The organism is Flavobacterium panacis, assembly GCF_024649945.1.
GTDB classification, from domain to species: domain Bacteria; phylum Bacteroidota; class Bacteroidia; order Flavobacteriales; family Flavobacteriaceae; genus Flavobacterium; species Flavobacterium panacis.
Map to the genome: position 1 here is coordinate 530,931 of NZ_JANKMS010000001.1, position 26,946 is coordinate 557,876.

At 35.4% G+C, this 26,946-nt stretch carries 16 protein-coding genes; 4 read left to right on the top strand and 12 right to left on the bottom strand.

All coding sequences use genetic code 11. From position 1 onward, the window contains the following. Nucleotides 1–47: 47 nt before the first annotated feature. The 8 genes from NQQ59_RS02405 to NQQ59_RS02440 form a co-directional block, all read right to left on the bottom strand. Nucleotides 48–1,691 carry a glycoside hydrolase family 43 protein gene (locus NQQ59_RS02405; protein WP_144213275.1) on the bottom strand — a complete coding sequence of 548 codons (1,644 nt, stop codon included), beginning with the start codon at nt 1,689–1,691 and terminating at the stop codon, nt 48–50. Between the two features lie 59 nt (nt 1,692–1,750). Beyond that, nucleotides 1,751–3,907: a rhamnogalacturonan lyase family protein gene (locus NQQ59_RS02410; protein WP_144213277.1), complete on the bottom strand. Its 2,157-nt coding sequence runs from the start codon at nt 3,905–3,907 to the stop codon at nt 1,751–1,753. A gap of 77 nt (nt 3,908–3,984) precedes the next feature. Next, entirely contained in the window at nt 3,985–5,022 is a 1,038-nt protein-coding gene (locus NQQ59_RS02415) for a pectinesterase family protein (protein ID WP_144213279.1), read from the bottom strand. Nucleotides 5,023–5,034: 12 nt separating this feature from the next. Further along, on the bottom strand, nt 5,035–6,480 hold the full coding sequence (locus NQQ59_RS02420; RefSeq protein ID WP_144213281.1) for a pectate lyase family protein: 1,446 nt from the start codon (nt 6,478–6,480) through the stop codon (nt 5,035–5,037). Between the two features lie 232 nt (nt 6,481–6,712). After that, nucleotides 6,713–8,302, bottom strand: a complete 1,590-nt coding sequence (locus NQQ59_RS02425; protein WP_144213283.1) for a DUF5123 domain-containing protein — start codon at nt 8,300–8,302, stop codon at nt 6,713–6,715. A 29-nt stretch (nt 8,303–8,331) separates the two neighbouring features. Next, nucleotides 8,332–10,353: a RagB/SusD family nutrient uptake outer membrane protein gene (locus tag NQQ59_RS02430; RefSeq protein ID WP_144213285.1), complete on the bottom strand. Its 2,022-nt coding sequence runs from the start codon at nt 10,351–10,353 to the stop codon at nt 8,332–8,334. A gap of 9 nt (nt 10,354–10,362) precedes the next feature. Continuing rightward, a complete protein-coding gene (locus tag NQQ59_RS02435; protein WP_222104872.1) occupies nt 10,363–13,731 on the bottom strand; it encodes a SusC/RagA family TonB-linked outer membrane protein in 3,369 nt (1,122 codons plus the stop codon). Nucleotides 13,732–13,862: 131 nt separating this feature from the next. Next, nucleotides 13,863–16,397, bottom strand: coding sequence for a glycoside hydrolase family 95 protein (locus tag NQQ59_RS02440; protein ID WP_144213286.1), 2,535 nt, complete (start codon nt 16,395–16,397; stop codon nt 13,863–13,865). A 447-nt stretch (nt 16,398–16,844) separates the two neighbouring features. Here NQQ59_RS02440 and NQQ59_RS02445 point away from each other — a divergent pair, with 447 nt between their 5' ends. From NQQ59_RS02445 to NQQ59_RS02460, 4 genes are all read left to right on the top strand, one after another. Continuing rightward, the gene (locus NQQ59_RS02445) at nt 16,845–18,785 is read left to right on the top strand and encodes a glycoside hydrolase family 97 protein (RefSeq protein WP_144213288.1); all 1,941 of its coding nucleotides are present in this window, start codon (nt 16,845–16,847) and stop codon (nt 18,783–18,785) included. 103 nt (nt 18,786–18,888) lie between these two features. Beyond that, on the top strand, nt 18,889–19,887 hold the full coding sequence (locus NQQ59_RS02450) for an aldo/keto reductase (protein ID WP_144213290.1): 999 nt from the start codon (nt 18,889–18,891) through the stop codon (nt 19,885–19,887). An 18-nt stretch (nt 19,888–19,905) separates the two neighbouring features. After that, a complete protein-coding gene (locus NQQ59_RS02455) occupies nt 19,906–20,805 on the top strand; it encodes a helix-turn-helix domain-containing protein (protein ID WP_144213292.1) in 900 nt (299 codons plus the stop codon). A gap of 76 nt (nt 20,806–20,881) precedes the next feature. After that, nucleotides 20,882–21,169 carry a hypothetical protein gene (locus NQQ59_RS02460; protein ID WP_144213294.1) on the top strand — a complete coding sequence of 96 codons (288 nt, stop codon included), beginning with the start codon at nt 20,882–20,884 and terminating at the stop codon, nt 21,167–21,169. A 55-nt stretch (nt 21,170–21,224) separates the two neighbouring features. Here the strand turns inward: NQQ59_RS02460 and NQQ59_RS02465 are convergent, their stop codons facing one another. The 4 genes from NQQ59_RS02465 to NQQ59_RS02480 all read right to left on the bottom strand — a co-directional run bounded on the left by NQQ59_RS02465 (nt 21,225) and on the right by NQQ59_RS02480 (nt 26,944). Next, complete coding sequence (locus NQQ59_RS02465) at nt 21,225–22,580, bottom strand: serine hydrolase (RefSeq protein WP_144213296.1); 1,356 nt, start codon at nt 22,578–22,580, stop codon at nt 21,225–21,227. A gap of 65 nt (nt 22,581–22,645) precedes the next feature. After that, nucleotides 22,646–24,658, bottom strand: a complete 2,013-nt coding sequence (locus NQQ59_RS02470) for a DUF2264 domain-containing protein (protein ID WP_144213298.1) — start codon at nt 24,656–24,658, stop codon at nt 22,646–22,648. Between the two features lie 53 nt (nt 24,659–24,711). Further along, a complete protein-coding gene (locus tag NQQ59_RS02475) occupies nt 24,712–25,737 on the bottom strand; it encodes a glycoside hydrolase family 43 protein (protein WP_222104873.1) in 1,026 nt (341 codons plus the stop codon). A gap of 79 nt (nt 25,738–25,816) precedes the next feature. Next, nucleotides 25,817–26,944 carry a glycoside hydrolase family 43 protein gene (locus NQQ59_RS02480; protein WP_144213300.1) on the bottom strand — a complete coding sequence of 376 codons (1,128 nt, stop codon included), beginning with the start codon at nt 26,942–26,944 and terminating at the stop codon, nt 25,817–25,819. Nucleotides 26,945–26,946 lie beyond the last annotated feature (2 nt).

The following is a 26,946-nucleotide window of genomic DNA, read 5'->3' on the forward strand; positions in this document are numbered from 1 at the left end:
AGGAATTTATATTTTTCTTAAAAGGCTCTCAAATTTTAAAAATCGATTTATTTACTAATTTCAAACCAGTCAATATCAGCATAACCTCCTCTTTTTGATTCTTTAGTACTTACACTGTACAAACCTACTTTAGCTCCGATCCATTTTCCTGGAACCGCCGTAAAAGGTTTTCCTATTTTTTTATAATTTTTACCATCTTCCGAATAACTAAACTGACAGCTTGCGTCTATTCCTTTTCCTGTAACTTCGACTTTAAAATAAGCTTCGTTTTTAGCTAATTTCTGTGCTTCATTTACCACTTCTTCTCCGCCTTTTGCTGCATTTTTCACCTCTGTTTGCTGTATATAAAATCCTTTTTCATCATGAGTTATTTGCAATGCAGCATAATCCATTCCCATAATAATTAATCCGGCTTTTTTACCTGATTTTGCTTCTTCTACCGTTAATTTAATTTTAGCAGAGGCCGTAAAGTTTTTTGCCGGAAACTTTTGCAGCAACAGATTTGGAACCATCCATAAATTGGTTGCTCCTTCTGGCATATTCATAGAAAACAATCTTAAGTTATCTGAATCTCTCATTTTGGCATGCCATACAATATCTGGGTTTGCCTGCCATTGCCATTGTAAACCAATTTTATCTCCTTTAAAATCATCTGATTCCTGTGGTGTTTCAATTGGATATGTTTTACCAATATGGGGCTTTTTGTATTTTAAAACCGGTTCACCAATACCATTTTTATCCAGATCCTCGCCTATAAGTGGCCAATCGTTTTTCCATGTCATGGGTTGAAGATGAACAACTCTTCCATAGGCTTCTATATCCTGAAAATGATAAAACCACGATTCTCCATTTGGCGTGTCTACCCAAGCCCCTTGATGTGGTCCGTTTATGATTGACTTTCCTTGTTCTAAAACCACTTTTCTTTCATAAGGTCCATACACGTTTTTAGAACGTAGAGCCAGCTGCCAGCCTGTTGCGACACCTCCCGCAGGAGCAAAAATGTAATAATAACCGTTTCTTTTATAAAATTTAGCTCCTTCTACTGTTGGATCTTTTTCGTGTCCGTCATAAACATGATTTCCTTCATCAATTACCGCCGTGCCTTCTTTGTTGAGTTCTCTAACTGTAAGAATACTTTTTACTCCTGCACGGCTTCCTGCCCATCCATGAGCAAGATAAACACGTCCGTCTTCGTCCCAAAGTGGACAGGCATCGATAGCGCCTTTTGCTTCCATAACCAAAATCGGTGCATCCCATTTTCCAAATGGATTTTTTGTTTTAACCATGTAAACTCCAAAATCTGGATCTCCCCAATAAATATAGAGTTCATTATTATGATATCTGATACTTGGTGCCCAAACGCCATTTCCGTGCTGCACAGTGTTATAATGATCAATTGGTGCTACTCTTGGAAGAGCGTAATTAACAATTTTCCAGTTGACCATGTCTTTAGAATGCAGAATTGGAAGTCCTGGCGTACAATTGAAACTGGACGAAGTCATAAAATAATCATCTCCAACACGAACAACATCTGGATCTGAATAGTCAGCATGAATTATAGGATTTTGATAGCTTCCGTTTCCTAAATCTGCAGACCAGACTTTAGAGACATAAGGCGTTTTGTTTTGAATTTGTTGTGCTGATATCGCGTTAAAAGAAAAAATGGCTATTAGATAGAGAGAGAACTTCATTTATTATTTTTATTTAAATCATTTTTTTTAATTCCTAAATAGAGCAGAATTTTATTGGTTTACCCTTTTATTAGCTTTATAACAGAAGATCCTTTTTCTGTTTTTATAGTGATGATGTACATTCCAGGAGTTACTATTTTGTCTTTTATTTGTAATTCATTTTCACCTTTTCCTTTCCATATTTCCTGTCCAAGTGTATTGTGAATCACAAAAGTGAAATTTCCTTTAGCAGCAATTGTAAAAGAATGGTTTGCCGGATTTGGATAAACAACAGCATTTGGCGAAGAGATTACTCCTGAAAAATCGTCTGTCGATAAGTTACCGCTTGGTACCACAATATTAGGTTTGGTTTGCGCTGCCATATCTACACCAAGATAAAACCCTGGATGCGGAGGCTGATTATAAGCAGAGTTTTGCCAAGCTATAGCAGTTCTATACTGCGTATCGTGCATCAAAGTATATAATTTGTGTTCGGTCGGAATATTGGTGGAATATATTCTTAGCGAAGTATTATCTGTTTTACGAAAAATTACTTCTTCTCTCCAATCTCCAAAAAGATCCGCACTCAAACAAGGCGTGGCTTTTGTAGTATTATTAGATGAATATCCTGTGGCTGTTAATATGTTAACCGTTTTGCCATTGATATAATCCCATTTATCAATTTTATTGGAATCTAATAATTCACGGTTCAAATCACCATCCCACCAAATAGAGAAATTTTGCGTTGGTTTTTTATTGCTGATAAGGTTTCCTTTGCAATCCATTAAAAAGTTGGTAGTTGTAGTAACCCCTGAAGCATCTTTTACACCAGCGCTTCCAAAACATTCATATCCTTTGTAACGTGGATCAATATCTGCAGCGTTACAACGACCAACATCTGTATTTGCTGGTAATCCCCAAATTGTAGCTCCGGTTTGGGCATCTAAGAAAACCAAACCATTTGTTTTATACTTAGCAGGTTCTTCAAGACATTGCCATATTTCCATTCCGGGACGATCTGGATCCATGTCGGTCATGTGTAAAGCGTCGCCATGGCCTAACGAATTGGAATATAATTTTGTTCCATCATCATTAATTCCACTAGAACCATTAATAATTTCATCTTTACCGTCTCCGTCAACATCTCCAATAGTCATTTGATGATTTCCCATGCCTGCATAAGCTGAATTTCCAGAAGTACCGCTGTCAAAAATCCATCGTTGTGAAAGCTTATTATCTCTCCAATCCCAGGCAACACGAACGAGTCTTGTATAATAACCTCTTCCCATTACTAGGCTTGGTTTAGATCCGTCAAGATAAGCGATTGCTGCAACGAAACGTTCTGAACGTCCTCCATAGCTATCACCCCACGAAGATACAGTTCCACGAGCTGGAAGATATTCTGTAGTAGCCATTGCTTTTCCTGTTTCACCATTGAAAATAGTTAAAAATTCAGGGCCAGAAATGACAGCGCCATACGTACTCGTTGAAGTCTTACTTCCATTAGGATTTCTATAATCTGCTGTGGCATCACCAATAACAACTCCTGTACCGTCTATTGTACCGTCTGATGTTCTACAGGCCAATTCGGCTTTACCATCAGAATCCAAATCATAGACCATAAATTGGGTATAATGTGCACCAGCACGAATATTTTGCCCTAAATCAATTCTCCATAAAAGAGTTCCGTCTAAACGATAACAATCAATATAAACATTACCTGTATAACCTGGCTGAGAATTATCTTTTGAATTGGTTGGATCCCATTTTACAAAAATTTCATATTGCCCGTCACCATCAACGTCACCCACACTACAATCATTTGCTTCGTAAGTATAAGATCCACTTACATTGGTTCCTCCAGGCGGAATCTGCATCGGAATATCTAAATATTGATTGGCCCAAACTGTCGCTGCTTCTGATGCTGGTTCTTCAGTACCATTAATAACTGCTCGAACTGTATATGTACCATTAGAAGTAACATCATGAGTAAAATTGGTACTTGTAGTAAGGGGAGTTTCTGTAATTTTTACCTCATTGCAATACAAATTATAACTTACGTTAGTTGGTTCTGTACCAAGCATTCGCCACCCAACATAAACCTGATTAGCATTTAAACGCATCGCAACCAATCCGCGATTGAGTTTTTCTACAGTACGTTGTGCCGTAATTTGGGTTGTTATACCTAATAAAACTAAAACAATTATTTTTTTTAAGTTTTTGTATTTTTTACTCATAGCAATTAATTTTTGGTGAAAAGAAAAATTGGTATTTTTGGTAGTAACATCGTGCCATCTGATTTTAAAATCGAATGCTATTTTTGATATAAATCAATCACTTTCTGAGGATTCCAGTTATCGACAACTGCAGGATTAGCATAAGTGGTTTTCAGCACATTTTCTACGCTGTATACTTTTGCTTGGTCTTTTGTTAGTTGCGTCATCCATTTTACCCTTTCATTTTTGTAAGCGCCAATTCCTGTTGAGTTATATTCTGCATATCTTGCAGTTGATTCGTTTTCTGTTTTCCCCCAATTGTTCCAACCTGCTGGTTTTATAGCATCTGACATTACCGTATTTAGGAATACAACTGCTGCATTTGGTCTCCATGGTCTGCCCAAATCTGTTATGTTGGTTCCTGTTCCTGTAATTTTACAGTTATTAAATACATATCCATATTTCACATAATCTTTGGTTGAAGCTGCTGTAATGGCACTTCCTCCTTTGGTATGAAGTTCACAATTATCAAAGAAAGCTGTTGAACCTCCAAAAATGAAATCGGTACTGCCTTCTATGTAACAATTTTTAAAATACTGACGTGCATCTCCGCCATAAAGTGTGTCCTGAAAACCTAAGAACCTGCAATTGTAAAATACTGCTTTATCTCCCTGAATATGAATTGCCAAAGCCTGTCCTACTGGTCCTGAAGCATTTTCGAATGTTATGTTTTCTGCATAAAAACCAGAACCTTTTATAAAACAGCTTGAAGAACCACTCGTACCATAATTGGCATTTGTTGATGGATTAATTTTGCTTGCATAATTATCATAAGTAAGAATAACTTTTTTACTGTCTTCTCCAATCAGCGAAACATTATTTCGATCTGCTTCTAAAGTTAGGACTTGTTTGTAAGTTCCGTTTTTAACAAAAATAACAGTACGTTCAGATTTTAGTTTGGGAACAGCATCAAATGCTTCCTGTACTGTTCTGTAGTTGCCGCTTCCGTCTTGTGCTACTACAATATCATATTTTATCTTTTTTGTTTCTTTTTTTAAATGAATGCTGTTTTCGGCATGCAGATTTGGAGAAAAAAACGTGATTATACTTAATGTGAAAATTGCAATGGATTTCATTTCTTTATTTTTTTAATTATTCAAAACCAAACTATTAATATAGACTTCAATATTTTCATAAGTCTTACTTAAATCATGACCGTTCGGATTGTTTTTTGTTAGATCTAAATTCTTTTTCTTTTTCCAGTAATCTGGAATACCGTCGCCCGAACTGTCAATGGGAGCTTCTTTACTTATTAAATTAGGCCATCCACCAACATCTTGTTGTGAATCGATAATACCTTTAGTGCTTCCTTTGGAACCTTCATAGCTATAAGTTCCGTTTTTAACCTCAGTAGCAATTCGTATATCAATCGCATCTCTTACTAATGATGCTCCGCCAGATTGCAGGACTTTTTCATAGGCTTGCTGCGCTGTATCTGTATGAAGATTATTGTTTATGTTGTGAGGAACTTTCATTCTCATAGCTTCTTTTTCTTTTTCTGGAATTATTCCATAACCTGGATGAAATTGATTGTATACACCGTAAGTCCAATTGTCTTTTGTGGCTTCTTTACTGCCTTCTACAACATTTCCATCTATATAAAATTTACCCCAAATATTAAAAACCTCTTTTCCTGGAATTTTGTTCTTATCAATCGCAATAATCTTAGATGACTTTCCCGTAGCTGGTCCTGGTTTATAATAACAGTTGACAATATTTACATTCATGGCTTCTCCGCCATAACAACTATTTCCAGCCCAGTTATAAATCACATTATTACGCACATCAACCAAATCTGTAAGTGCAAATGAAGTTCCTGCAGATTCTCCCAATCTTGGATTTCTGCTGTCATGATGTGCTAATAAGTTATGATGAAAAGAAGCTTTTTTTCCTCCCCAAATAGCTCCATAACCATGTGATCCTTTTTCATGAACCGAAACTTTTAGACTTTCTGTGACAAAACACCATTGAAAAGTTGTGTTTTCATTTGCATACAAAGAAGCCGTTTCATCAGAAGACCAGCTTAACGAGCAATGATCCACAATAATATTTTTATGAAATCTGGATTCTAAAGCATCTGCCTGTTGTTTTGCCGCATCTCCCATTCTAAATCTCATGTATCTCACGATTATGTTATCTGCGTTAAGAACCACTGGATAATCTTTTATACAGATTCCGTCACCTGGTGCGGTTTGTCCAGCGATAGTGAGATCATTTTCGTTAATACTTAATCTGGATTTTAACGCTATGTTTCCTGAAACTTTAAACAGCACATAACGCTTTCCTTTTGCCGTTACCGCTTCTCTAAAACTTCCTGGTCCAGAATCGTTTAAATTGGTTACAAATAGAACTTTTCCGCCTCTTCCGCCTGTAGTGAATCGTCCAAATCCTTCTGCTCCAGGAAAAGCGTCTATTTCTTCAGCGGATTTATCTGATGTTTCTTTCTGATTTGTTCTTTCGCTTCCAATGGAAACTGAACTGATAAAGAAGAAAGCACTCAAAAACAAACAGCTCCTTATTTTTTTATTTCCCATAATCAATACTATTATTTAAGGTATCCAAAAAATGCTGTAAATATTTACAATTCAATAAGGTGGTAAAAACAATTTTTTCCAAAAACTACAATTAAAAATACCATTATTAAATCATAGAAACCATTATTCAGACACCTTTATTCATTCTATTTTTTTTGAAATAAGGGGAATTCGATAGAATTCCCCCATTAAATCAACCACGATTTAACTTAAACAAAAACAATTTTTTATATTAAAACCATCTTGGATCTCCGGCAACACCTGTTCCGGCAAATCCGATACCTGGTTTTATATGGTAATCTCCTATAGTCGGATTAACAAAGAAATCGGCTATGTTTAATGGAACTTCTGTAATACCAGTCATCGGTCTTGTACCGTTTATAACATCTTTGGTTTTGTAATTTCCGCCATAATTAATAGTGATGCTGTTGTAAGTTCCGCTAGTGCTGCTAAGAGCCGTTGCGCCGTTAGGACCAGCTATAATGCAATTCTGAATTGAAACTAATACTGGAAAATTATTATCAAAATTCCAAAGATGTCCCATAGCTTCTTTTACATTTACACAGGTAATATTTCTAAAATTGATACTGGTTTTTACTCTTACATCTGCAAAGCGCGTATTGATTTCGGTAAGAGTGCAATTGGTAACATTTATTGATTTAACTGTACCGCCTGCTCCAACATTCATTACACCATAACCTCCAGTCTGTGAAACCAAACAGTTATTTACAATAATATTTCCAATAACGCTGGTTCCGCTTACTCTGACAATGGAATTTAATTTTGAAATCGTACATCCTTCTACCAAAATATCATTTACAACCTTTGTTCCTAAGTCTATAAAGAAACTATCAGCCGAAGTAGTGGTTAAATTCTGGATCATCAGGTTATTGATTTTATCCTGAACTCTAAATCTAATGTTGGTGATATTCGTCAAAACTCCGTTGTTGTTTTTTGCTCCAGAAAAAGCGATATTATTGACACCACTTGGAATCGTTACATCTCCTCCTATCGAATAACTTTCACCTGCTCCAAATTCAACTGTTATATCTTTTGCTCCGCCAGCCACTAGCCCTTGAAGTGCCGTTCCTATACTCGAAGCTGTATCTGTAAGCAACACTTTATAAGTAGTACTGCCGAATATACCAGTTGTTTTTACGGGTAAGCTACCACGAAGAGCAGTTCCGTTAAAAATTTTAGCAGTGTACGTAGTTCCTCCTTTCAAATTTGCAATCTGAGCAGTCCCTTCAGCCTTTTGTTGTTCTGTCAAAACAATATTCTGAACCAAGGTTGAAGCTTCATCATACAAACTAATATTGGTTACTCTTGGATTAATAGTCCAGTTTAACCCAATCGTAGATGATGCTGAATTATATCCTTTAAACAACTGTTCTGCAGAAGTAACAAAATAAATTTGACTGTATTTAGATTCTTTTCCAGAAGCCTCATCAATGCTTTTCATTCTCACCGAATAACCTGTTGTACCGTCCAATTCGTCGAAAGTCTGTCTGTATTCTATTTTAGACTGATCGGAAGAATTAGCAAAAGGAGTTAATGTATCTGCTAGAAGCTCAACTCTTTCTACAATAGTATTAAACTGCAAACTGTCTTTACTAAATTCGAATACATACTTTGTTGCGCCAATCGATTTTGTAAATTTTATTTCTACAGAGGTTGGCTGTACTGCCGAAGCATCGAAAATAATTGACTTAAAAAGACGGTCATAACTGGAATCTACTTTCCAGTCATTATAATCTTTTTCGCAGGCAGTCACAAACAAAATAAGGATCATGACACCTAAAATTCCTATTATATTTTTCATCCTATTTAAAATTTGATTAATGTCATTGATTAAAATCCGTAAGAGTTGGTTATTTTACCTTTAGATTCGAAAATATCCTCGTAATAAATAGCAAAGAAGTGTCTGTAATAACAGGTTCCGTTACCTTTTGTGTATTGCGCAAGACTACTTTGAATTTCAGTTCCATTGGTCAATGAACCTAAAAATCCTGAGTAATCATATTCTCTTGCCAGACCACTCGCTGCCAAAAGCGTTTTAACAGGCCAGTCTATATAGTTTTTATTGGTACCGGTAAGTGGTTTTTCTGCATTCACAGGAAACCAACTCACACTTTTATATTCTGGCCCAGGACTTGCTGGAAGATTTTTATAATAGTTAAGTGAACTTTTATCAATGTATTCGGCATCTTTATATTTGTAATAAACCGTTCTTGGGAAATCTGTAGGCTGATAATTTTTGTCAAAGATTTTTACCGATTGTTTATTGTCAAACATCAGACAAAGCGTTTTTTTCATTGTTTCAATTTTATCAAACAATAAACCCCAACGCACCAAATCATGTTTACGAATCGATTCACATCCGAATTCCCATGCTCTCTCATTAATGATTGCTTCAAGAAAATTAGAATCGTAAACCTGAATTTGAGAAGAACCTGCTCCAAAAGCTCTTTCGCGAACTTTTTCTAATGCCTGTCTCGGAGATATTCCTGCTACTGAGTTAACGCCATCAGCACTGTTAATAGCACTTTCTGCTTCTGCATACATCAAATAGATATCCGAATAACGCATTACAATCCAGTTTACACCAGTAGCAATTCTCGAAGTTGCCGTTTTATGCATAGCCAAATAAGATCCCGGCATCCAGTACATTCTCCATTTTGCAAAATTTACACTTAACGGATCATTCTTTACGCCCTCAATATTATCTTTTGTATAGTTCAGCCAGCTTAGCGTAACATCCCTACGTTTATCTTCTGGAGTAAAAGAATAGAAATAATAGGCTTGAGAAGCGACATAAGTTCCTCCAAAACCTCTACTTCCGTATCGGCTGCTTCCTGCAACTTCATACCCCATCAATGATCCAATATCTCCATTATTTCCAAGACCAAAAGCTACTTCAAATAAATTTTCATTGCTACTGTTTTGTTGCAGTCCACAAACTGTTTTCCAGATATTTTCATAGTCTGGATCTAAATGATGCGGATTGGAAGGACTTCCGATTATTTCAGCGGTCTGTTGTGCAGCAATCTGATAGTACTCTTTCCAGTTTTTAACTCTTCCCACAAAATAACCACCAGCTTCAGGAATTGTCGGATGATGTTCTAATTCTGTTCCTGAAAACAGATTTCCGTCACGTAAAGACCAACCACCTGCAAAAAGAGCAACTCGCGCTAAAAGTCCTTTTGCAAAACCTTTAGTAATACGTTCTGCTGTGTTATACTCAGACGTAGATTTCAGCCAAGGTAAATATCCCTGAGCTTCATCCAAATCTTTAACTAAACTGGCATAAATAAGATCTCGGTCTACTTTACCAATGTAAACATTAGACAAATCGGACTTAGAAGTTCCTTCTTTATACGGCACATCTCCCCAATTTCTTACCAATTCAAAATAAGCCAGTGATCTCATTACAAGCGCTTCACCTAAAAGTGGCTTCATCTTATCTTCCTGAGTTTCAAGAATAGGAGAATTTCGAATTCCGTCTACTGCTGCAGAAGCTAATTCAGCCAATTGAAATAGACCTTCCCATTTTGTGGTTTGATTGTACGAATCATCATAAAAATTTCCTGCACCCTGATCGCTCGTTGTCGAATTATAAGCCGTAGCAGTAAATCCTTGATTGCTCTCTATATCTGAAAATCCTTGCCAGTTAACCGATAATTTCTGTCCGTAGATGTAAGTGTCTGTCATTCTTCCGTATATCCCCATTATGGCTGCTTTGGCCATAGACGGTGTTTGAAAAACGGTTTCGGAGCTTAATTTTGAAGGCGATGTAGTATCTAAAAAATCATCATTACAGGCCACACAAACAATCATTAAAATTAAGCTGGAATAGTATAATAGTTTTTTCATGTCTTTTAATTAAAATGTTACATTAACTCCAAAAAGGAATGTTTTTGCTTTTGGATAAGCAGACCAGTCCACACCTGGTGTCAAAGGTGTGTTTCGTATTCCGTCTACCTCAGGATCTTGTCCGCTGTATTTGGTCCAGATATGCAAATTATATCCAGTAAAATAGCAACGTACATTTTTTACTGCACCATCTTTTATAATACTTTCTGGCAGTGTATAACCTAATGTTAGTGTTCCTAATCTTAAAAATGATCCGTCTTCGATAGCCCAATCCGTTAAGATGGTAGAATTAGAAAGCGGATGCCACATACTCTTACCTTGATTGATTTCTTGCAACAACTGCGGATTGGCATTTTCTCCAAACATAATGTTATATCCTGTTGTAGGGTCAATAGTCGTGAAACGTCTGTCAATGCTCATTTCGGTACTCATATTCTGGTATCTTTTAGAACCGCTGAAAGTCGTATTATCTATTTTGTTCGCATTATAGATATCATTTCCATAAGACCAGTTAAACATGGCCGAAAGATCAAACCCTTTGTATGCGGTACTGATAGAAAACCCTCCAACATGTTTAGGCTGTGCTCTTCCGATTACTTTTCTATCTTGATCTGGAGAAATTACAGTTCCGTCACCACTTAGTTTTTTAAGTTTAATATGTCCAGGACCAAAATAATTTCCAGATGTAGTAATAACTTTAGAAGCATCAGCAACACCTGGATTTAAAATCCATTTTTTCTGTACATTATCATACGTAAAGTCATCAAAAGTGTACATTCCATCCGAAACATAACCGTACATCAATCCAACTGGCTGGCCAACAATAGCTCTAAAATCATCTCTTCCAACGGCAGGAGCCCAGTTAGAAGCAACAATCATTTCACTCGATCCATCTAATTCCTTTACTCTGTTATCGTTGAATGCAATATTAAAACTCGCTGACAATAAGAACTTTTCATTTCTGACGATATCACCAGAAGCGGTTATTTCCAATCCTTTATTCGATGTTCTACCAATATTTTGGTACTGAGTCTGATACCCAGAATTCGAAGGCAATGCTACTCCAAGTATTAAGTTTTTAGTATCATTTTTATAAGCATCTACACTTACTGTCAAACGCTGATTGAAGAAACCTAGATCAAGTCCTGCATTCGCAGATACCGTAGTTTCCCAAGTTAAGTTTTCATTCTTCAGAACATTTGACGTAACTAATGCGCTTTGTGGCTGTTCATTTATATAATAAAGATTTCTGCTGGTAGATTGGAATCCGTATTCTTGTCTCCAGTACGAACCTACTCTGGCATTTCCTACTTCTCCATAACTCAAACGTACTTTAGCATTTGAAAGCCAGTTTTTGGTCAGTTTCATAAATGACTCATCTGATAATCTCCATGCAAATGCTGCTCCTGGGAAAAAACCTTCTCTATTTTCTTTAGAAAAAACATTCTTAGAATCTGATCTCGCTGTTAAGGTCAAAATGTAGCGATCGCGGAAAGTATAGTTGATACGTCCGAACAAAGAAGATGTTCTTGAAGGTTCCATTATAGTAGTGTAAGTTGGCTGAGGAGTACCATAATTCCACATTGCCAATACATCTTGCGCAGTAAAATCTACTGGAAAAAACTTAGAATCACTTCTCATCTCTCTTCCTTCTGAATTGTACATTTCCTGTCCAGCCATTACATCGATTTTATGCATTTTATTGTCCAGCTCCAGATTGTACGAAATTGTATTTTGAATGGTCCATAAATAGCCTTTAAAATCAATGCGTCTTGCCACTGGCTGTCCTCCGTTTGCACTGGCTTCACCTGTTTTATTAAGCCAGATATTATCTGTATAATCTCGATTGGCTGCGTAACTTCCTTTAGACGAAACCGTCAGGCCTTTTGCTGCCTTCCAAGTAATACCGGCATTAATTGTGGCATTAAACCTGTTTTGATCTTTGTATTCATTTGTAATATTATAAACAGGATCATTAAGCGAACTTAAAGCTTCCGCAGAAGTTACATCGTCTGAACCTCCTAATCCACCACCTGTACTGTTTAAGCTGTAAATCGGAGCATATTTAATCCCGTCTCTCAATTTACTTCCGCTAGAAACACTTGGACCTGTAATCACTGTGTTCGAAATCCTTGAATTAAAATCAAAGTTTAGTTTAGAATTTATCTTTTTATTGAGGTTGAAACTCAGATAATCTCTTTTATAGGCAGAGTTCAACATTATATAATCTTCATCATCATGGGTGTAATTGATCTTGTATTTAAGACTTGATTCTCCTCCCATCATACCAATATCAAAATGTTTTTGAATCCCTGTATTGCCGTAGAGTTTTTCCTGCCAGTCTGTTCCGCGTTTTGATTTGTAAATATCAATATCATCCCATGCTCCGTACATACTGTAAAATGAAGTACTGGAAGTATTGACACCCGGATCTAATTCTTTTTGAAAATAAACATAATCATAAGGCGATAAAACCTCGGTCAGATTATACGTATTTTTAATACCTGTATAAGCATTCATAGTAATTTCCGTCTTACCTGCTTTTCCTGATTTTGTCGTAATTAAAACTACTCCGTTTGCTCCTTGTGCACCGTAAATAGCAGTAGAAGAAGCATCTTTAAGAACATCTATAGATTCTACGTCACCTGGCGCTATATCATTGATATTGCTAACCTGAAAGCCATCGACTATAAACAATGGAGAGTTATCCTGAGTAATAGAACCTCCTCCTCTGACACGAACTTTGATTGGAGTATCAGGTGAACCATCTGCAACAGTTACATTAACCCCCGCCATACGTCCTGCAATTGCTTGTAGTACAGAAGTAGCCGGAATATCTTTCAACTGTTCCATACTCACCGACGCAACAGATCCAGTCAAATCTTTTCGTTTTGTTGTACCGTAACCGATTACTACAACTTCATTCAGATCTGTTGAAGCTTCCTTCAATACAACATTCATGTTTAATTTACCCGTAACCGGAATTTCCTGCGTAATCATTCCCACGAAAGAGAATACTAGAATGGATTTTTCTGGAACTCTGTCTATTGTAAAATTTCCATCCATATCGGTTACTACACCGATCTTTTTTCCTTTCACTACAATAGAAACTCCAGGTATTCCCAATCCAGCTTCATCAGAAACGCGTCCCTTTACGGTCACTTCTTTTTCCTGAAAAAACAGCTTTTCATAAACTGCATTCAGATTTAATCTGGTATTTGAAATTAAATTGGTTTCATGGTGTTTTGTTTTTTTATCCTCTTTCGCATATACTGCAGAAGATAGCAGCATATAGAGTAGCAGAGCGCTTTTTGTTTTGGTTTTTCTCCTGCAATCGCTGAAGAAATCAAATTGTTTTTTGGTTACTCTTCTTTTCATAAATTTTGGTTGGTTGGTTAGATAGTGTTTCTGATAATACCGCAGTTCTGGTCAGGAATCTGCCTAAAAACTATGGTTTATCATTTTTCATAATTATTCTCTTTTATTATTTTAATTGTTAAACATTGATTCTAAAATTCTGCAGAACGGAATGTATACAACTTTCCTTTCTCTGTAGGACTATCATATTCTGAAACTTCCTTAATTTGAATTCCTTTAAGCGCTGCCTGATCAGAAATTAGAGGTGCTGCCACAGGCTGATATTTAAAAATCGGATTGGAATTTTCTCCTGTTGCTTTTACAAGACTACTTCCTTTAAGTTTGGAATAACTTCTCAGTCTCAGATTTCCTCCCGCAGTTGATCTAATCGAGACAGACTGTATTTTCCCATTTTTCCATTCCAAATTTTCTATCACAAAACCACCACGAGCTTTTAAGCCAGAAACTGAACCCTCAGACCAAACATCTGGCAAGGCAGGTAATAAAGCAACAGCTCCGTCATGACTTTGCACCAACATCTCTGCAATTCCAGCAGTACACCCAAAATTGCCATCAATTTGAAAAGGCGGATGAGCATCAAACATATTCGTATAAGTTCCCCCATCAGGATCTTTAATTGTCGCATTTGCGGGTTTTAGATTCAGCTGATTTTTAATGAGCAGATAGGCATGATTGCCATCCAGATAACGCGCCCATAGACAAACTTTCCAGCCCATAGACCATCCGCGACTAGCATCTCCTTTACCTTCCAGTGAATTTCGGGAAGCCTCAAAAAGTTCAGGAGTTTTAAAAGGTGAAACCTCTCTTCCCGGAAAAACTCCCCACAAATGAGAAATATGACGATGTGCATCATTTTTACGATCCCAATCTTCCATCCATTCCTGTAGTTGAGTGTATTTTCCAATCTGCATCGGTGATAATTGAGCTCTTATACCTTTCAGTTGATTGGCAAAATCTCTGTCTTTATTTAAAATTTCGGCAGCATCAATGGTATTAGACAATAAATCAAAAATCATCTGATTGTCCATCGTAACTCCAGCAAAAACATTGCATCGCTCTTTACCAGCAGTACCATCCGCTTTTGTAATATCATAATAATGAAGACCAGGACTATGCTCGGGAGAAATAGATGGTGATGCCACCAAATAACCTGTTTTTGGATCTTTGATCAAAAAGTCCTGATAGAATTCGCAGGCACTTTTCAGGATTGGATATACTTCTTTAAGGTATTTTTCATCGGCTGAAAACAAATACTTTTCCCAAAGATGAGCGCTAAACCACGCATTACAAGTTGGCCAAATTCCTGCTGTATTGTCGACAGCTCCCGTCATTCTCCATAAATCGGTATTATGATGAAGTGTCCAGCCTCTGCTTCCATACATTTCAGATGCCGTTTGTTTTCCTGTAACACTAACATCCTTAATTAGTTGTATAAAAGGATCATGGCATTCACTTAAATTAGTTACTTCGGCAGGCCAATAATTCATTTCCACATTAATATTGGTGGTATATTTGCTATCCCAAGCTGGATACTGACCTGAATTAGGATTCCAGATTCCCTGCAAATTAGCCGGTTGACTACCCGGTTGTGATGAAGAAATCAGCAAATAACGTCCAAACTGAAAATAGGTTGCCGCCAAAACAGGATCCTCAAATGTTCCAAACTCAGCAATACGTTGATCGGTTGGCTTTTTCAATTGCTCAGATGTTCCTAAATCCAACTTCACTCTGTTGAATTGTTTCTGATAGAATGCAATATGATCTTCTTTAGCCTTATTGTAATTCTTTGAAAATTTAGATAAAAAAGCCTTCGCGCGCTTTTCAGCATCTCCCGAAATATCTTTATAATTAATAAAATTAGTCGCAACAGAAACGTAAATGATGGCTTCATCAGCATTTTTGACCATAATACTTCCGTTGTCTGCTTTTTGGGTTCCGCCTTTGGCCGTTACTTTTATCTGTGCATTATAATGTAAAAGATTGGGAATATTTTCCTCTTTCTCTCTTGTACATCTCCCTTTTACTACAAGTACACTATTCTGTCCAGCAGGTACTTCAGAAACTGCAGTGACCATATTTGTTTTTAATGGTCCAGCAAAAGAGGTTTTAAAATTGACTTTTCCTTTTTTATCGGCACTCAGGCGAATGATAATTAACTGATCTGGAAATGAAGTAAAAACTTCTCTTGTATACGTCACGCCATCTGATTTATATCGAGTCAGTGCAACAGCTGTATTCAAATCCAGTTCTCTATAAAAATCAGTATAGCTGTTGTGTTCAGGTACTGTCAAAACTAAGTTTCCTATTGACTGGTACACCTGACCGTGAGAAGTTGTTTTTCTATCAGCAATAATATTTTCAAGTGAAAGTTTTTGTCCTTCTATGTAATTGCCTTCACTAATATAATTCTGGATTGTCTTTAAATTCTTTTTAGCGTTTGGATTAACATTCTGGTATGGACTTCCCGACCAGAAAGTATCTTCATTTATCTGAATCGTATCAGATTGAGGTACGCCATAAACCATAGCACCTAATCTTCCGTTACCAAGAGGCATTGCATCAGTCCAGGAAGCAGCTGGTTTATTGTACCATAAGGTCATTTTTTTCTGGCCACACATATTCCAGAATATGGTAAAACAGGCTGCCGTAAATAGTATTTTTTTCATGTAAAACTCAGACTATTATCATAATAAAAAGAAGGTATTTTTACTGATTGTATAATTTATATATTAAAAAACTAAACAATCAGTAATTATACCTCGTCAAAAGTATTTTATTAAAGCAGCTGAGACTTTTAAATTTTGGTCAAATCCTTCCAATTTTTGATCATTATCCCTTATTTACAACGATTTCGAATCGTAATTGCATTTCTATTTTCAAAGAATAATTAAGAAGGAAGTTGCTCTTTAACTTTTTTGTCATTCAATTATAAAGAGACTTGAAAACATTTTGTCTTTGATTAAAGACTCCCAAATTTATTTTGCATCATTAAAACGATTGTAGTCCTACATTCGATAATAATCTAAAACTTGTTTTTAAAAAGAGCTTGAAAATTAAAATGTTATTTTTACATTTATCTTTTAAAAACCACAACTTTCTAACTAACAGATTACATGAAAACTTATATCCTTGCCTTATGCCTTGTTGTTTCGAATCTTCTAACCTCACAGACAGTGACACAAACCGGTCCTCAAAAAAAGATACGACTGGATTTCACTATCGAAAATGGAAAAGCCTATTACAGCTTGTTTTTCTTGAATAATGAATTCATCTCCAAATCGCCGCTTGGTTTGGCAAGTTCTGTTGGAGATTTTACCTCAGGACTAAGGTTACTTAAACATACTTCAAAAGAAATAAAGGACAACTATACTTTAAATCGTTCCAAAATAAGTAAGGTTAATTATAAAGCAACAGAAGTCCAGTTTACTCTTGCCGACAAGTTGAATGACACTATTCAAATTGTATTCAGACTGAGCGAGCGTGATGCTGCATTTAGCTATATCATTCCTGAAAACGGTAAAAAGTCTGCGGAATGTACTATTACAAATGAAATAACTGGTTTTAAAATCCCTCAGAATTCTAAAACCTTTATTACGCCTCAGGCACCTCCTTTAAGTGGATGGGAAAAAACTAAACCTTCTTATGAAGAAGAATATACCCGCGAAGAAGTGATAAATAAAGCATCACAATATGGTTTAGGTTATACTTTCCCTGCCCTCTTTCATCTAAATAAGGGTTGGGTACTTATTTCTGAAACAGGAAATAGCGGAACTTATCCTGGCACTCGATTGAGTGATGCTTCTTCTGATGGAACATACACTGTTGCTTTTCCTCAAAATGGAGAAAATAACGGACTTGAATCTTCTTACGCCGTTTCTACATTACCTATGCAAACATCATGGAAAACGATCACTATGGGAACGGATTTGAAACCGATAGTAGAATCTACAGTAGCAACTGATGTTGTCAAACCTGTAGTGAGTTCTTCAAAAGTTTTTAATCCTGGTCGCGCTTCTTGGAGCTGGATTGTGTGGCAGGATGAAAGTTGTAATTATAATGACCAGATCACTTTTATCAATTTGGCCTCAGATTTAAAATGTGAATATATTTTAATTGATGCTCTTTGGGACGTGAACATTGGAAAACAGAAAATGGCTGAATTGGTGCAATATGCCAAATCAAAAAATGTTGAAGTTTTATTGTGGTACAATTCTAACGGACAGTGGAATTCGGCGCCGCAAACACCCAAAGACAAAATGAATACTGCCGAAGCAAGAAAAGCAGAAATGAGCTGGCTACAGGAAATTGGTGTGAAAGGTTTAAAAATAGATTTTTTTGGAGGAGATAAACAGGCCACAATGAAGCTTTATCATGATATATTAGTTGATGCAGCACAATATGGTCTTAATATTAATTTTCACGGTGCAACTCTGCCTCGTGGATGGGAACGAATGTATCCTAATTATATGACCAGCGAAGCGGTTCTAGCTTCTGAAAATCTTGTTTTTCAACAGAAATTTAGTGATAATTACCCTGAAACTGCCTGTATTTATCCATTTACGAGAAATGCAGTAGCTGCAATGGATTTTGGTCCTGTTTTCCTCAATAAAAGGTTCAACAGAAATCCCGAAAAAGGTAGTATCCGTAGAACTACTGATGCTTTTGAAATGGCTACAGCTGTTATCTTTTTTTCTCCAGTACAACATTGGGGTCTGGTTCCTGAAAACCTTAAAGAAAAACCAGATTACTTATTCGATTACTTAAAAATTGTACCAACGGTTTGGGACGAAACTGTACTTATTGACGGTTATCCAGGTAAATTTTGTGTCATGGCACGCCGAAAAGGAAATAAATGGTATATCGCAGCTATTAATGGAGAAAATAAAGAGAAGACAATTCACGTTAATCTGCCGATGCTGAAAGGTAAAAACACAAAAATCATCAAGGATAGTCAAAATTCTGATTCAGAGTTAATGAATAAAAAATTCAATGGAAATACGGAGCTTGATTTAAAATTGGCTCCAAACGGTGGTACGGTTATTTATGAACTTTAGAAATCTATTTTACTACCTGTAATCTGAATACAATCTTCTGTAATCTGCAAACATTTAATTATAGTCTTCTATCGAAATTTGTATGGAACAAAAATTAGAAAAGATGAAACAGATTAAATTAGGAAATCAGGGATTAATCATTCCTCCAATTGGTTTGGGATGTATGGGAATGACGGGTTTTGAAGAAGGTAATATGTATGGGCCTGCAGATGAAAAAGAAGCAATTCATACCGTTCATCGTTCGCTGGAACTTGGAGGTAATTTTCTGGATACGGCTGATTTGTACGGTCCTTTAAAAAACGAACAACTAATTGCTAAAGCTATTGGAAAAGATCGTGACAATTATATCTTAGCAACAAAATTCGGATGGGAAATTGATGACAGCGGAAAAGTGACTTGGGCCATAAACGGAAGTAAAAAATACATCAAAAAAGCAGTCGAACGTTCACTCAAAAATTTGAATACCGATTATATCGATCTGTATTACATGCATCGTCTGGACAAAAATACTCCAATAGAAGAAACAGTAGATGCGATGAGTGAACTTGTTAAAGAAGGAAAAGTGAAATATATCGGGCTTTCGGAAGTGTCTTCTGAAACTATTAAAAAAGCTCATGACATTCATCCCATTACGGCTGTTCAAAGTGAATATTCTTTGTTTGAAAGAACCGTGGAAGAAAGAGGTGTTTTGAAAACACTGGAAGAACTTGGAATCGGTTTTGTGGCGTATTCTCCTTTAGGACGTGGTTTTTTATCAGGGCAAATTCGTTCTATTGATGATCTTCCAGAAAATGATTTTCGCAGGGCTATTCCGCGTTTTCAGGAAAAGTATTTTCATAAAAATATTGAACTTGTAGAAGCAATGGAAAAAATGGCCGAAGAAAAAAAGGTAACTTCTTCTCAGCTTGCACTCTCATGGATCATCAACAAAGGAATTATACCTATTCCTGGAACCAAGCGCAGAAAGTATCTCGAACAGAATATAGCCTCGGTGGATATAGAATTGAGTCATAACGATCTTCTAAAACTTGAAAGTATCGTACCTTTGGGAACAGATACCGGAGCTCCTTATGATGAATTCAGTATGGGACTTCTAGACTAACTTTAAAAAGACGTTTTTATGAATACTATTGCATCTGTATCTGCTTTTCATCGCTTACTTTCTCTTCCCGAACCTAAACACCCGATGGTTAGTGTTATCAACTTATCTGAAAGTATTTTTCTGGATGATGAAGTATGGAAAGGCTTTGTCAATAAATTCTATTGTGTTGCTTTAAAAAGAGAGGCAAAAGGAAAAATAAGATACGGTCAAGGACATTATGATTATGATAAAGGCGTACTAAGTTTTACTGCACCTAACCAGGTGCAGTATTTGGATTATCATAATATGGAATGCGGAGCGGGCTATTTACTCATATTTCACGAAGATTTTCTGTTGAAACATCCTTTAGCACAGCGAATATTTGATTTCGGATTTTTCTCTTATGCAGTAAATGAAGCCCTTCATCTGTCAGAACAAGAAGAAAAATATCTGATTGAAATATTGGACAGAATCGACAAAGAATGCCAACATATTGATCGTCATACTCAGGAAATTATTTTATCACAGATCGATCTGCTTCTAAACTATTCCAGCCGATTTTACGAAAGACAGTTCATTACACGAAAAAATAACAGTCATGCTCTCCTAACAAAATTTGAAAAGTTTATAAATGATTATTACAATGATGACTTGGCAGAAAAAGGTCTTTTAAGTGTTGGTTCAATAGCCGAAGCGATGAATCTTTCTCCTAATTATCTCAGCGATTTTCTTAAAATACATACAGGAAGAAACACAAAAGAACATATTTATGAAAAACTAATCAATAAAGCCAAAGAAAAACTATCGGCAACAGAATTGTCTGTTAGTGAAATTGCCTACAATCTTGGTTTTGAACATCCACAGTCCTTTAGTACATTGTTTAAAAAAAGAACACAAATGGCTCCCTTGGAATTTCGGGATAAGATTAGAAATAATTGAAAGTTAAATCTCAATCCATTTTTCCATAAAACTAGAATAAGCTAATCTTCGTATATAGAAGTAAAGCGATTTTAGTATGGAAACTTTACCTACCCTTTTTACAAAAATTTTGCAGCTACTTTCTACACGATACAATGGTAGTTTCACTTTAGAAGAATTAACTTCATTTATAAATTCAATTTCGACCATTTCTACTGCAACTTCCGACAGAATTTCTAATGAAAGAAAAGAACAGGTAGAAATTCTGGAGGCTTTAATACAACTTAATGATGCGGGTTACATTTTTTTAAATCCAGTTACTGACCAAAGTTGCATCACTTTAAAAGGACTTATTAAAATAGACAGTAAGGCATATTGCAATTAGTTTCATATTTATTTTAAATGAAAAGAAACAATTCTAAATGTCAGTTCAAACTGCATTATTTTGTTTTAATCCATTCAAAATTCCCATTCTGACTTATATTAAATTTTGTAACCTTTCCATTCTCTTTTACGAATTCACATTCTGCACCTAAAACATTCTTAAACTGAAATTTTGTATCCGATTGAAAAATTAATGGAATTGTTCCCTGTCCAGAAATCTTTGCAAACAAATGTCCATTTTCATTTGTGATTGTGATTGTTCTATTAGTATCTATTGATAAGGTATAAATACCAACATATTCATTTAGTAAGGCAGCATCTACTTTTACTTCCGTCTGAAATGTTTTTCCCAATGCTAGACTGGCAATATCAACCGACAATTCGTCCTTTGGAGCACATTCACAATTAAATAATGCTGCTATAAACACATTCTCTTCGGGATAATAGATTTCATTGCTTAAAAATCCTGTAATTGCACCACCATGTTCAATTGATTTTATTCCATTTACATTTTTTAGTATCCAGCCATAACCATATTCTATCAGACTTCCATCTTTTAGTTTAAAGGGTACAAAGGCTTTTTCTAAGGTTTCTTTTTTTAGAATTTTATAAGAATACAATCCTTCATTCCATTTCCATAAATCTTCAACATTTGAAATCAATTCCCCTGCAGCATAAGCAATAGTCATGCTCCAATAATCACCATTTTTAAATTTCGAATTATCCTTTCGATAACCACTTACTCTGTTGGGAATAATGTTATTGGAGTTGTCAAAATAAGTGTGATTTAAAGCCAAGGGTGTCAGAATATTTTCTTGCAAGTAAGCTTTATAACTTTTACCCGTTACTTTTTCGATAATATAACCTAATAAATAATAACCTGAATTGCTGTATTTATACTTAGTGGTAGGTTCAAATTCTAATGGAACATTTTTAAAAAGATCAATAAGTTCTTTTGGTTCAAAATCTCTTCTTTCTAAATAAGGTTCTTTAAAGTCAATCTGCATATAATCTTTTATTCCTGAAGTATGAGTCAATAGATTTTCAATAGTTATCTTTTTGAAATTTGATGGGAAATCTGGAACAAATTTTTGCAAGCTGTCTTGCAAAGAGATTTTACCTTGCTCTACTAATTGTAAAATCGCTACAGCTGTAAATTGTTTTGTTATAGAACCCAACTTAAAAACCATATCTGGCTTAACAGGTACATTTAATTCGAGGTTTGCGCTTCCAAATGCTTTTTTATAAACTATTTTTCCATTTTTTGATATCAATACAGAGCCACCAGGCGTTTCACCAGAAAAATGTGAAGCCAAAAGTTTATCCAATTCTTTCTCTGAACGGAAATTTTGGCCGTAACTATTTAAACACAAGAAAAGGCAAATTGCTTGAGCAAAAAATAATAGTTTCATCTTTGTATCTTTTTTACATTTTATAACCTACTTAACTGTATCATATTGAAAAAAAGCTATTACAATCAATTAAAATCAACTGTTTTCTTTACACCATTACTAAATTGAACTACTACTGAATTAGTAGTCTCTTCAATATTTTTTACTGGAACAAGTTCTTCTTTTTTCCATTTTTCTCCAGACTTTTTCCATAACATCAAAGTCGCATAAACAGTAGATTTTTTATCATTTGGATTAAAGTTATTTGCGACATCAATTACCTTACTAATTTCACTTTCAGGATGTAAATCTTTGCAAGAAACAACCTCAGTTTTATCCCAACCTAAAAACGGAATCATCGCTACCTGATATTTTCCATTGTCAATTATAGTAACTGTTTTTCCATCAACTTTCTGTGTTGTCGTTTTAATTTCTTTGTTTAATTGAGGAAGAGCATAATGACCCAATCTAACAGAAACAGCTTCAGCACTATTATTTTTATCAATTCTCAAAATACCGTTTGGTAAAGGAATATCGGCCAGATTCATCTGAATTTTTTCATTGGTTTCTAAAACGGCATTACGATAATAAACACCATCTTCAAACTTTTTAAAAGTAAATAGTCGCAATGGTTCCCATTCTTGTTTTGCATTTTTAAAAACATAATTCATTGCTACTTCTCCGTTAGAACCATCAGCTTGCCAAAGAAAAGCACTATTGTAAGACAAACGATTATAGTTTTCTGTTGATCTAAATCCCTGCCAATCATCTTTCTTTTTTTCGTGACACCAAGCTCTGATTTCTGAAGCTCCAATAGCTGGATAATCTGTAATTAAAATCTTTGAACCATTTAAGAAATTATTATAGACATTGTCTTTTTTGAATTTATTTTCCCAATCTCCGTCATTTTCTTTTGCTGTCCAAAACGGATTATCATCTGGTAATAAAAGTCCCATGAAAGCTTTTCCCATCCAATACACACTTCCTCTACAGCTGTAAACCTGAACCGCTGGCTCAAATGCGCCATAAAAACCAAGTGTTGGCACATTGTCTTTCATAAAATCAGGATTCTCTAAAAATTGTTTTAAAACTCCTGATGAAATTCTACGTAACCAGCCATTATTGACTGACGGATCATTTTCTAATCCCATAAAAGGAAAAGCAGCAATTGATGCAATTCTATAGCTAATACTTCTGCCAAACATAATCATCTCGCCATTTTTGCTGAACATTAAAGGATAATTAGAATTCAGATCTCTAAAATTACTTCTGAATTTTGCAGCATATTCAGGGTAATATTTGTTTCCGAAGTATTCAGCCCAAAGCGAACCGTACAATTGAAATCCCCACATACTGTAATAATCGTAAGCCGGACTGTCATTATACCAGCCTTCGCCTCTGTAATCGTTTAAACATTTTTGAAGATATTCTTCCAGCAATTTTTCGTTAACCGCGTAACCTTGTTCTTTGAAAAAACTTAAAACGAAGATGTTGAAAAACTTCCAATTAGACGATACTGTTGGTCCATCGCCATAACTCAACATCGATTTTGCTAATGCATCTTTTTGATCTTGCGGTAATGGTTTCCAAAGCACTTCAGGATTGGTAAGCAAAGACATGGCAATTGCTCCGTATTCAACCAAATTCTGGCTTGGTCCACCATTTTTAGGTCTTGGAACAATATAAGACGGACTATTTGGATCGACCAATTTGCTAAACTGATATCTGTAATAATCAGCAACCTTGATATTATTGATGACCAAATTCGGATTTTCTTTAAGAAGCGGAGAAGCAATAAATAACGTTCTGCTCAAACCTTCCAATTTTTCTGTCGGAACTCTGCCTTCATCCTGCGGATAACTTTTTCCTGGTTGCTTTGGAAACTTCATCGGATCATCCAAATTATGAATATAACTAAAAGCACCTTCCAATAAATAAAGTCCAGCATCTTTCCAATGTTGCTTTGTCATTCCGGTATAAGGACTTAATTTATAATCCGGTTTAACAATTTTAAAAACGGTATTGGTATTTTCTTTTTGTTGTGAAAATAAAGACAGACTAAACATCGTGGTTAAAAGCCACATTTTCAAATTATTCATTCTTAAAGTTTTTTTCAAATTTTTCAATTCAATACATTTCTTGGTTTTCTGTTTTAGGGCAAATAAGGTTTTCCTACCACTAATTTATCTCCCGATAAATCAACCTCAAAAAGTTTTGGTATTCTCACGGTTTTATCACCAACTTTTTTATGACTATGAACCGACATTAGCCATTTCCCTTCAAAAGTTTTAAACAACATTCCATGACCAAAATTTGGTGGTGTTATAGGTTCTTTTTCCTGAATCCAAGGACCGTCTAAAGTACCACTTTCAGAATAGGCTACTCCTTGAGTGTAAACATCATAAATCCAGCTGGTCCAAATCATTCCCAAACGGCCAGAACCTGTAGTAAACAAATAAGGACCGTCTGTAACTTTATTCGGTTTATCATTTCCGTTCTTATCTTTTTCCCTACTCCAAGGCGAATCGCTGGCTTTAAAAAGCAATTTGCCCTCTCCTATTGAACCACTTAAATCTGGTTTAAGTTCGATTTCTTCCATTGTCCCGTTACCGTTTTGCAACCATTCATAACAATAGATCATATAAGGTTTTCCGTTTTTATCTATCCAAAATGTGCCGTCTAATGTTGGTTTGTTGGCTGGTAAATAGATTGCATCTTTCATTGGTGTGTAAGGTCCTTCAGCTTTATCACTAACCAAAACATGACTCGCACGACGTTCTATGCTAATGCCATCAACGGTATCTATGATCTTTTTTTGGTTGGTGAAAGTGGCGAAGTAGTAATATTTATTTTTATAAAGATGTAATTCTGCAGCCCAAATCATAGGTTTTGGTCCCATCCAAGAATTTGGATCTGTTTTCGCAATATCATACGGACCGCTCCATAATTTTAAATCTTTGCTTTTCCAAAGTCTACCACCTGTACCTGTCATATAATACATATTGGTTTTCTTATCTGCCAAAATAGCGGGATCGCTTAATCTTATTGAATCCAAAGGAACCGCTTCTTTTACTGTTTTACTTTTCTGAGCAATTGCAAAAGAAAAATAAAAGAGACATAGAAACATCGAAAAAACAAAATGTGATTTCTGTTTAAAATAATTCTGCTGAGTTTTCATTTGTATAATTTTTAAAACAATGGGCATATTTAGTAACTCCTAATTTATAAATTTACTGGTACTTACCACTGTTTTATTTTTATTGATTTTCTGTAAAAGTGTTTAAATTCCATTTGTCAAACCATTTTATAATGGGTTTCTCGTTTTCTAATTTTATTGGAAGCCAAACATAAGAGCCATCGATTGGATTTTTCGGATTCCATCGATCGGCCATAAAAATAAACTGATCCTTTTTTCCTTGTACTGGAAGAATATAAGTGCTTTGCGAATGAAAAGTAAGTTCTGAATCTTTACCTACGCAAGGATTTCCCAAAGATTCCCAAGGTCCAAAAATTGATTTGGATTTAAAGGATCTCGCCTCATTCGGATCCCAGCCCGTACAACCAGATGTTATCATATAATACATTCCGTCTTGCTTAAAAATAGCCGGAGCTTCATTATGACCTGCTGGAGCCATTCTCGTCCATTTATCAGTAAAATCTAAATAATCATCTGTAAGTTCTGAAATATGAAGCGTTAAGTTTTCTTCAGATGAATGAATCAAATAAGCCTTATCATTATCATCCACATATACCGTCATATCTCGTGACATTTGCCCTTTTTCAAAATCTTTACGAACCAGCATTCCGTTTTTTATTGCGGTCAACCATTCTGGAGTCCACCATTTTAGAGAAGTTTCATTATTTAAAGACTTCTTGTGTTCGTCTTTAAAATCTAAAGGCCAAACTCCTTTGTTAGGACGATATGATTTTGCAAATTTAAAAGGACCTTTAGGAGAATCACTTATTGCAACGGCAGCTTTTGCAGCATCATACCCCTGTCCTTTTAGCTCCAAATGAAACCACATAACATACTTACCCGTTTTTTTATTAAAAATAACTTTTGGACGTTCCATTACACATCCTTTTGTGATTTCTGACATAGGATCTTGTTCTACTTTTAAAACAATTCCTTCGTTATGCCAATTGTATAAATCTTTTGAGGAATAACAACTGATTCCTTCTAATGAGGTATTCCCTGAACGTCCAGAAGTTTTATATTCTCCGTACCAAAAATAAGTTCCTTCAACGAAAACAATACCGCCGCCATGGGCATTAATATGAACTCCATTTGTATCTTTCCACTGTTTTCCCGGAACAAAATAATTGTTTTGCGAAAAAACAAAAGAACATACAAAACCGATAATGATTGAAAATTTTAATTTCATTT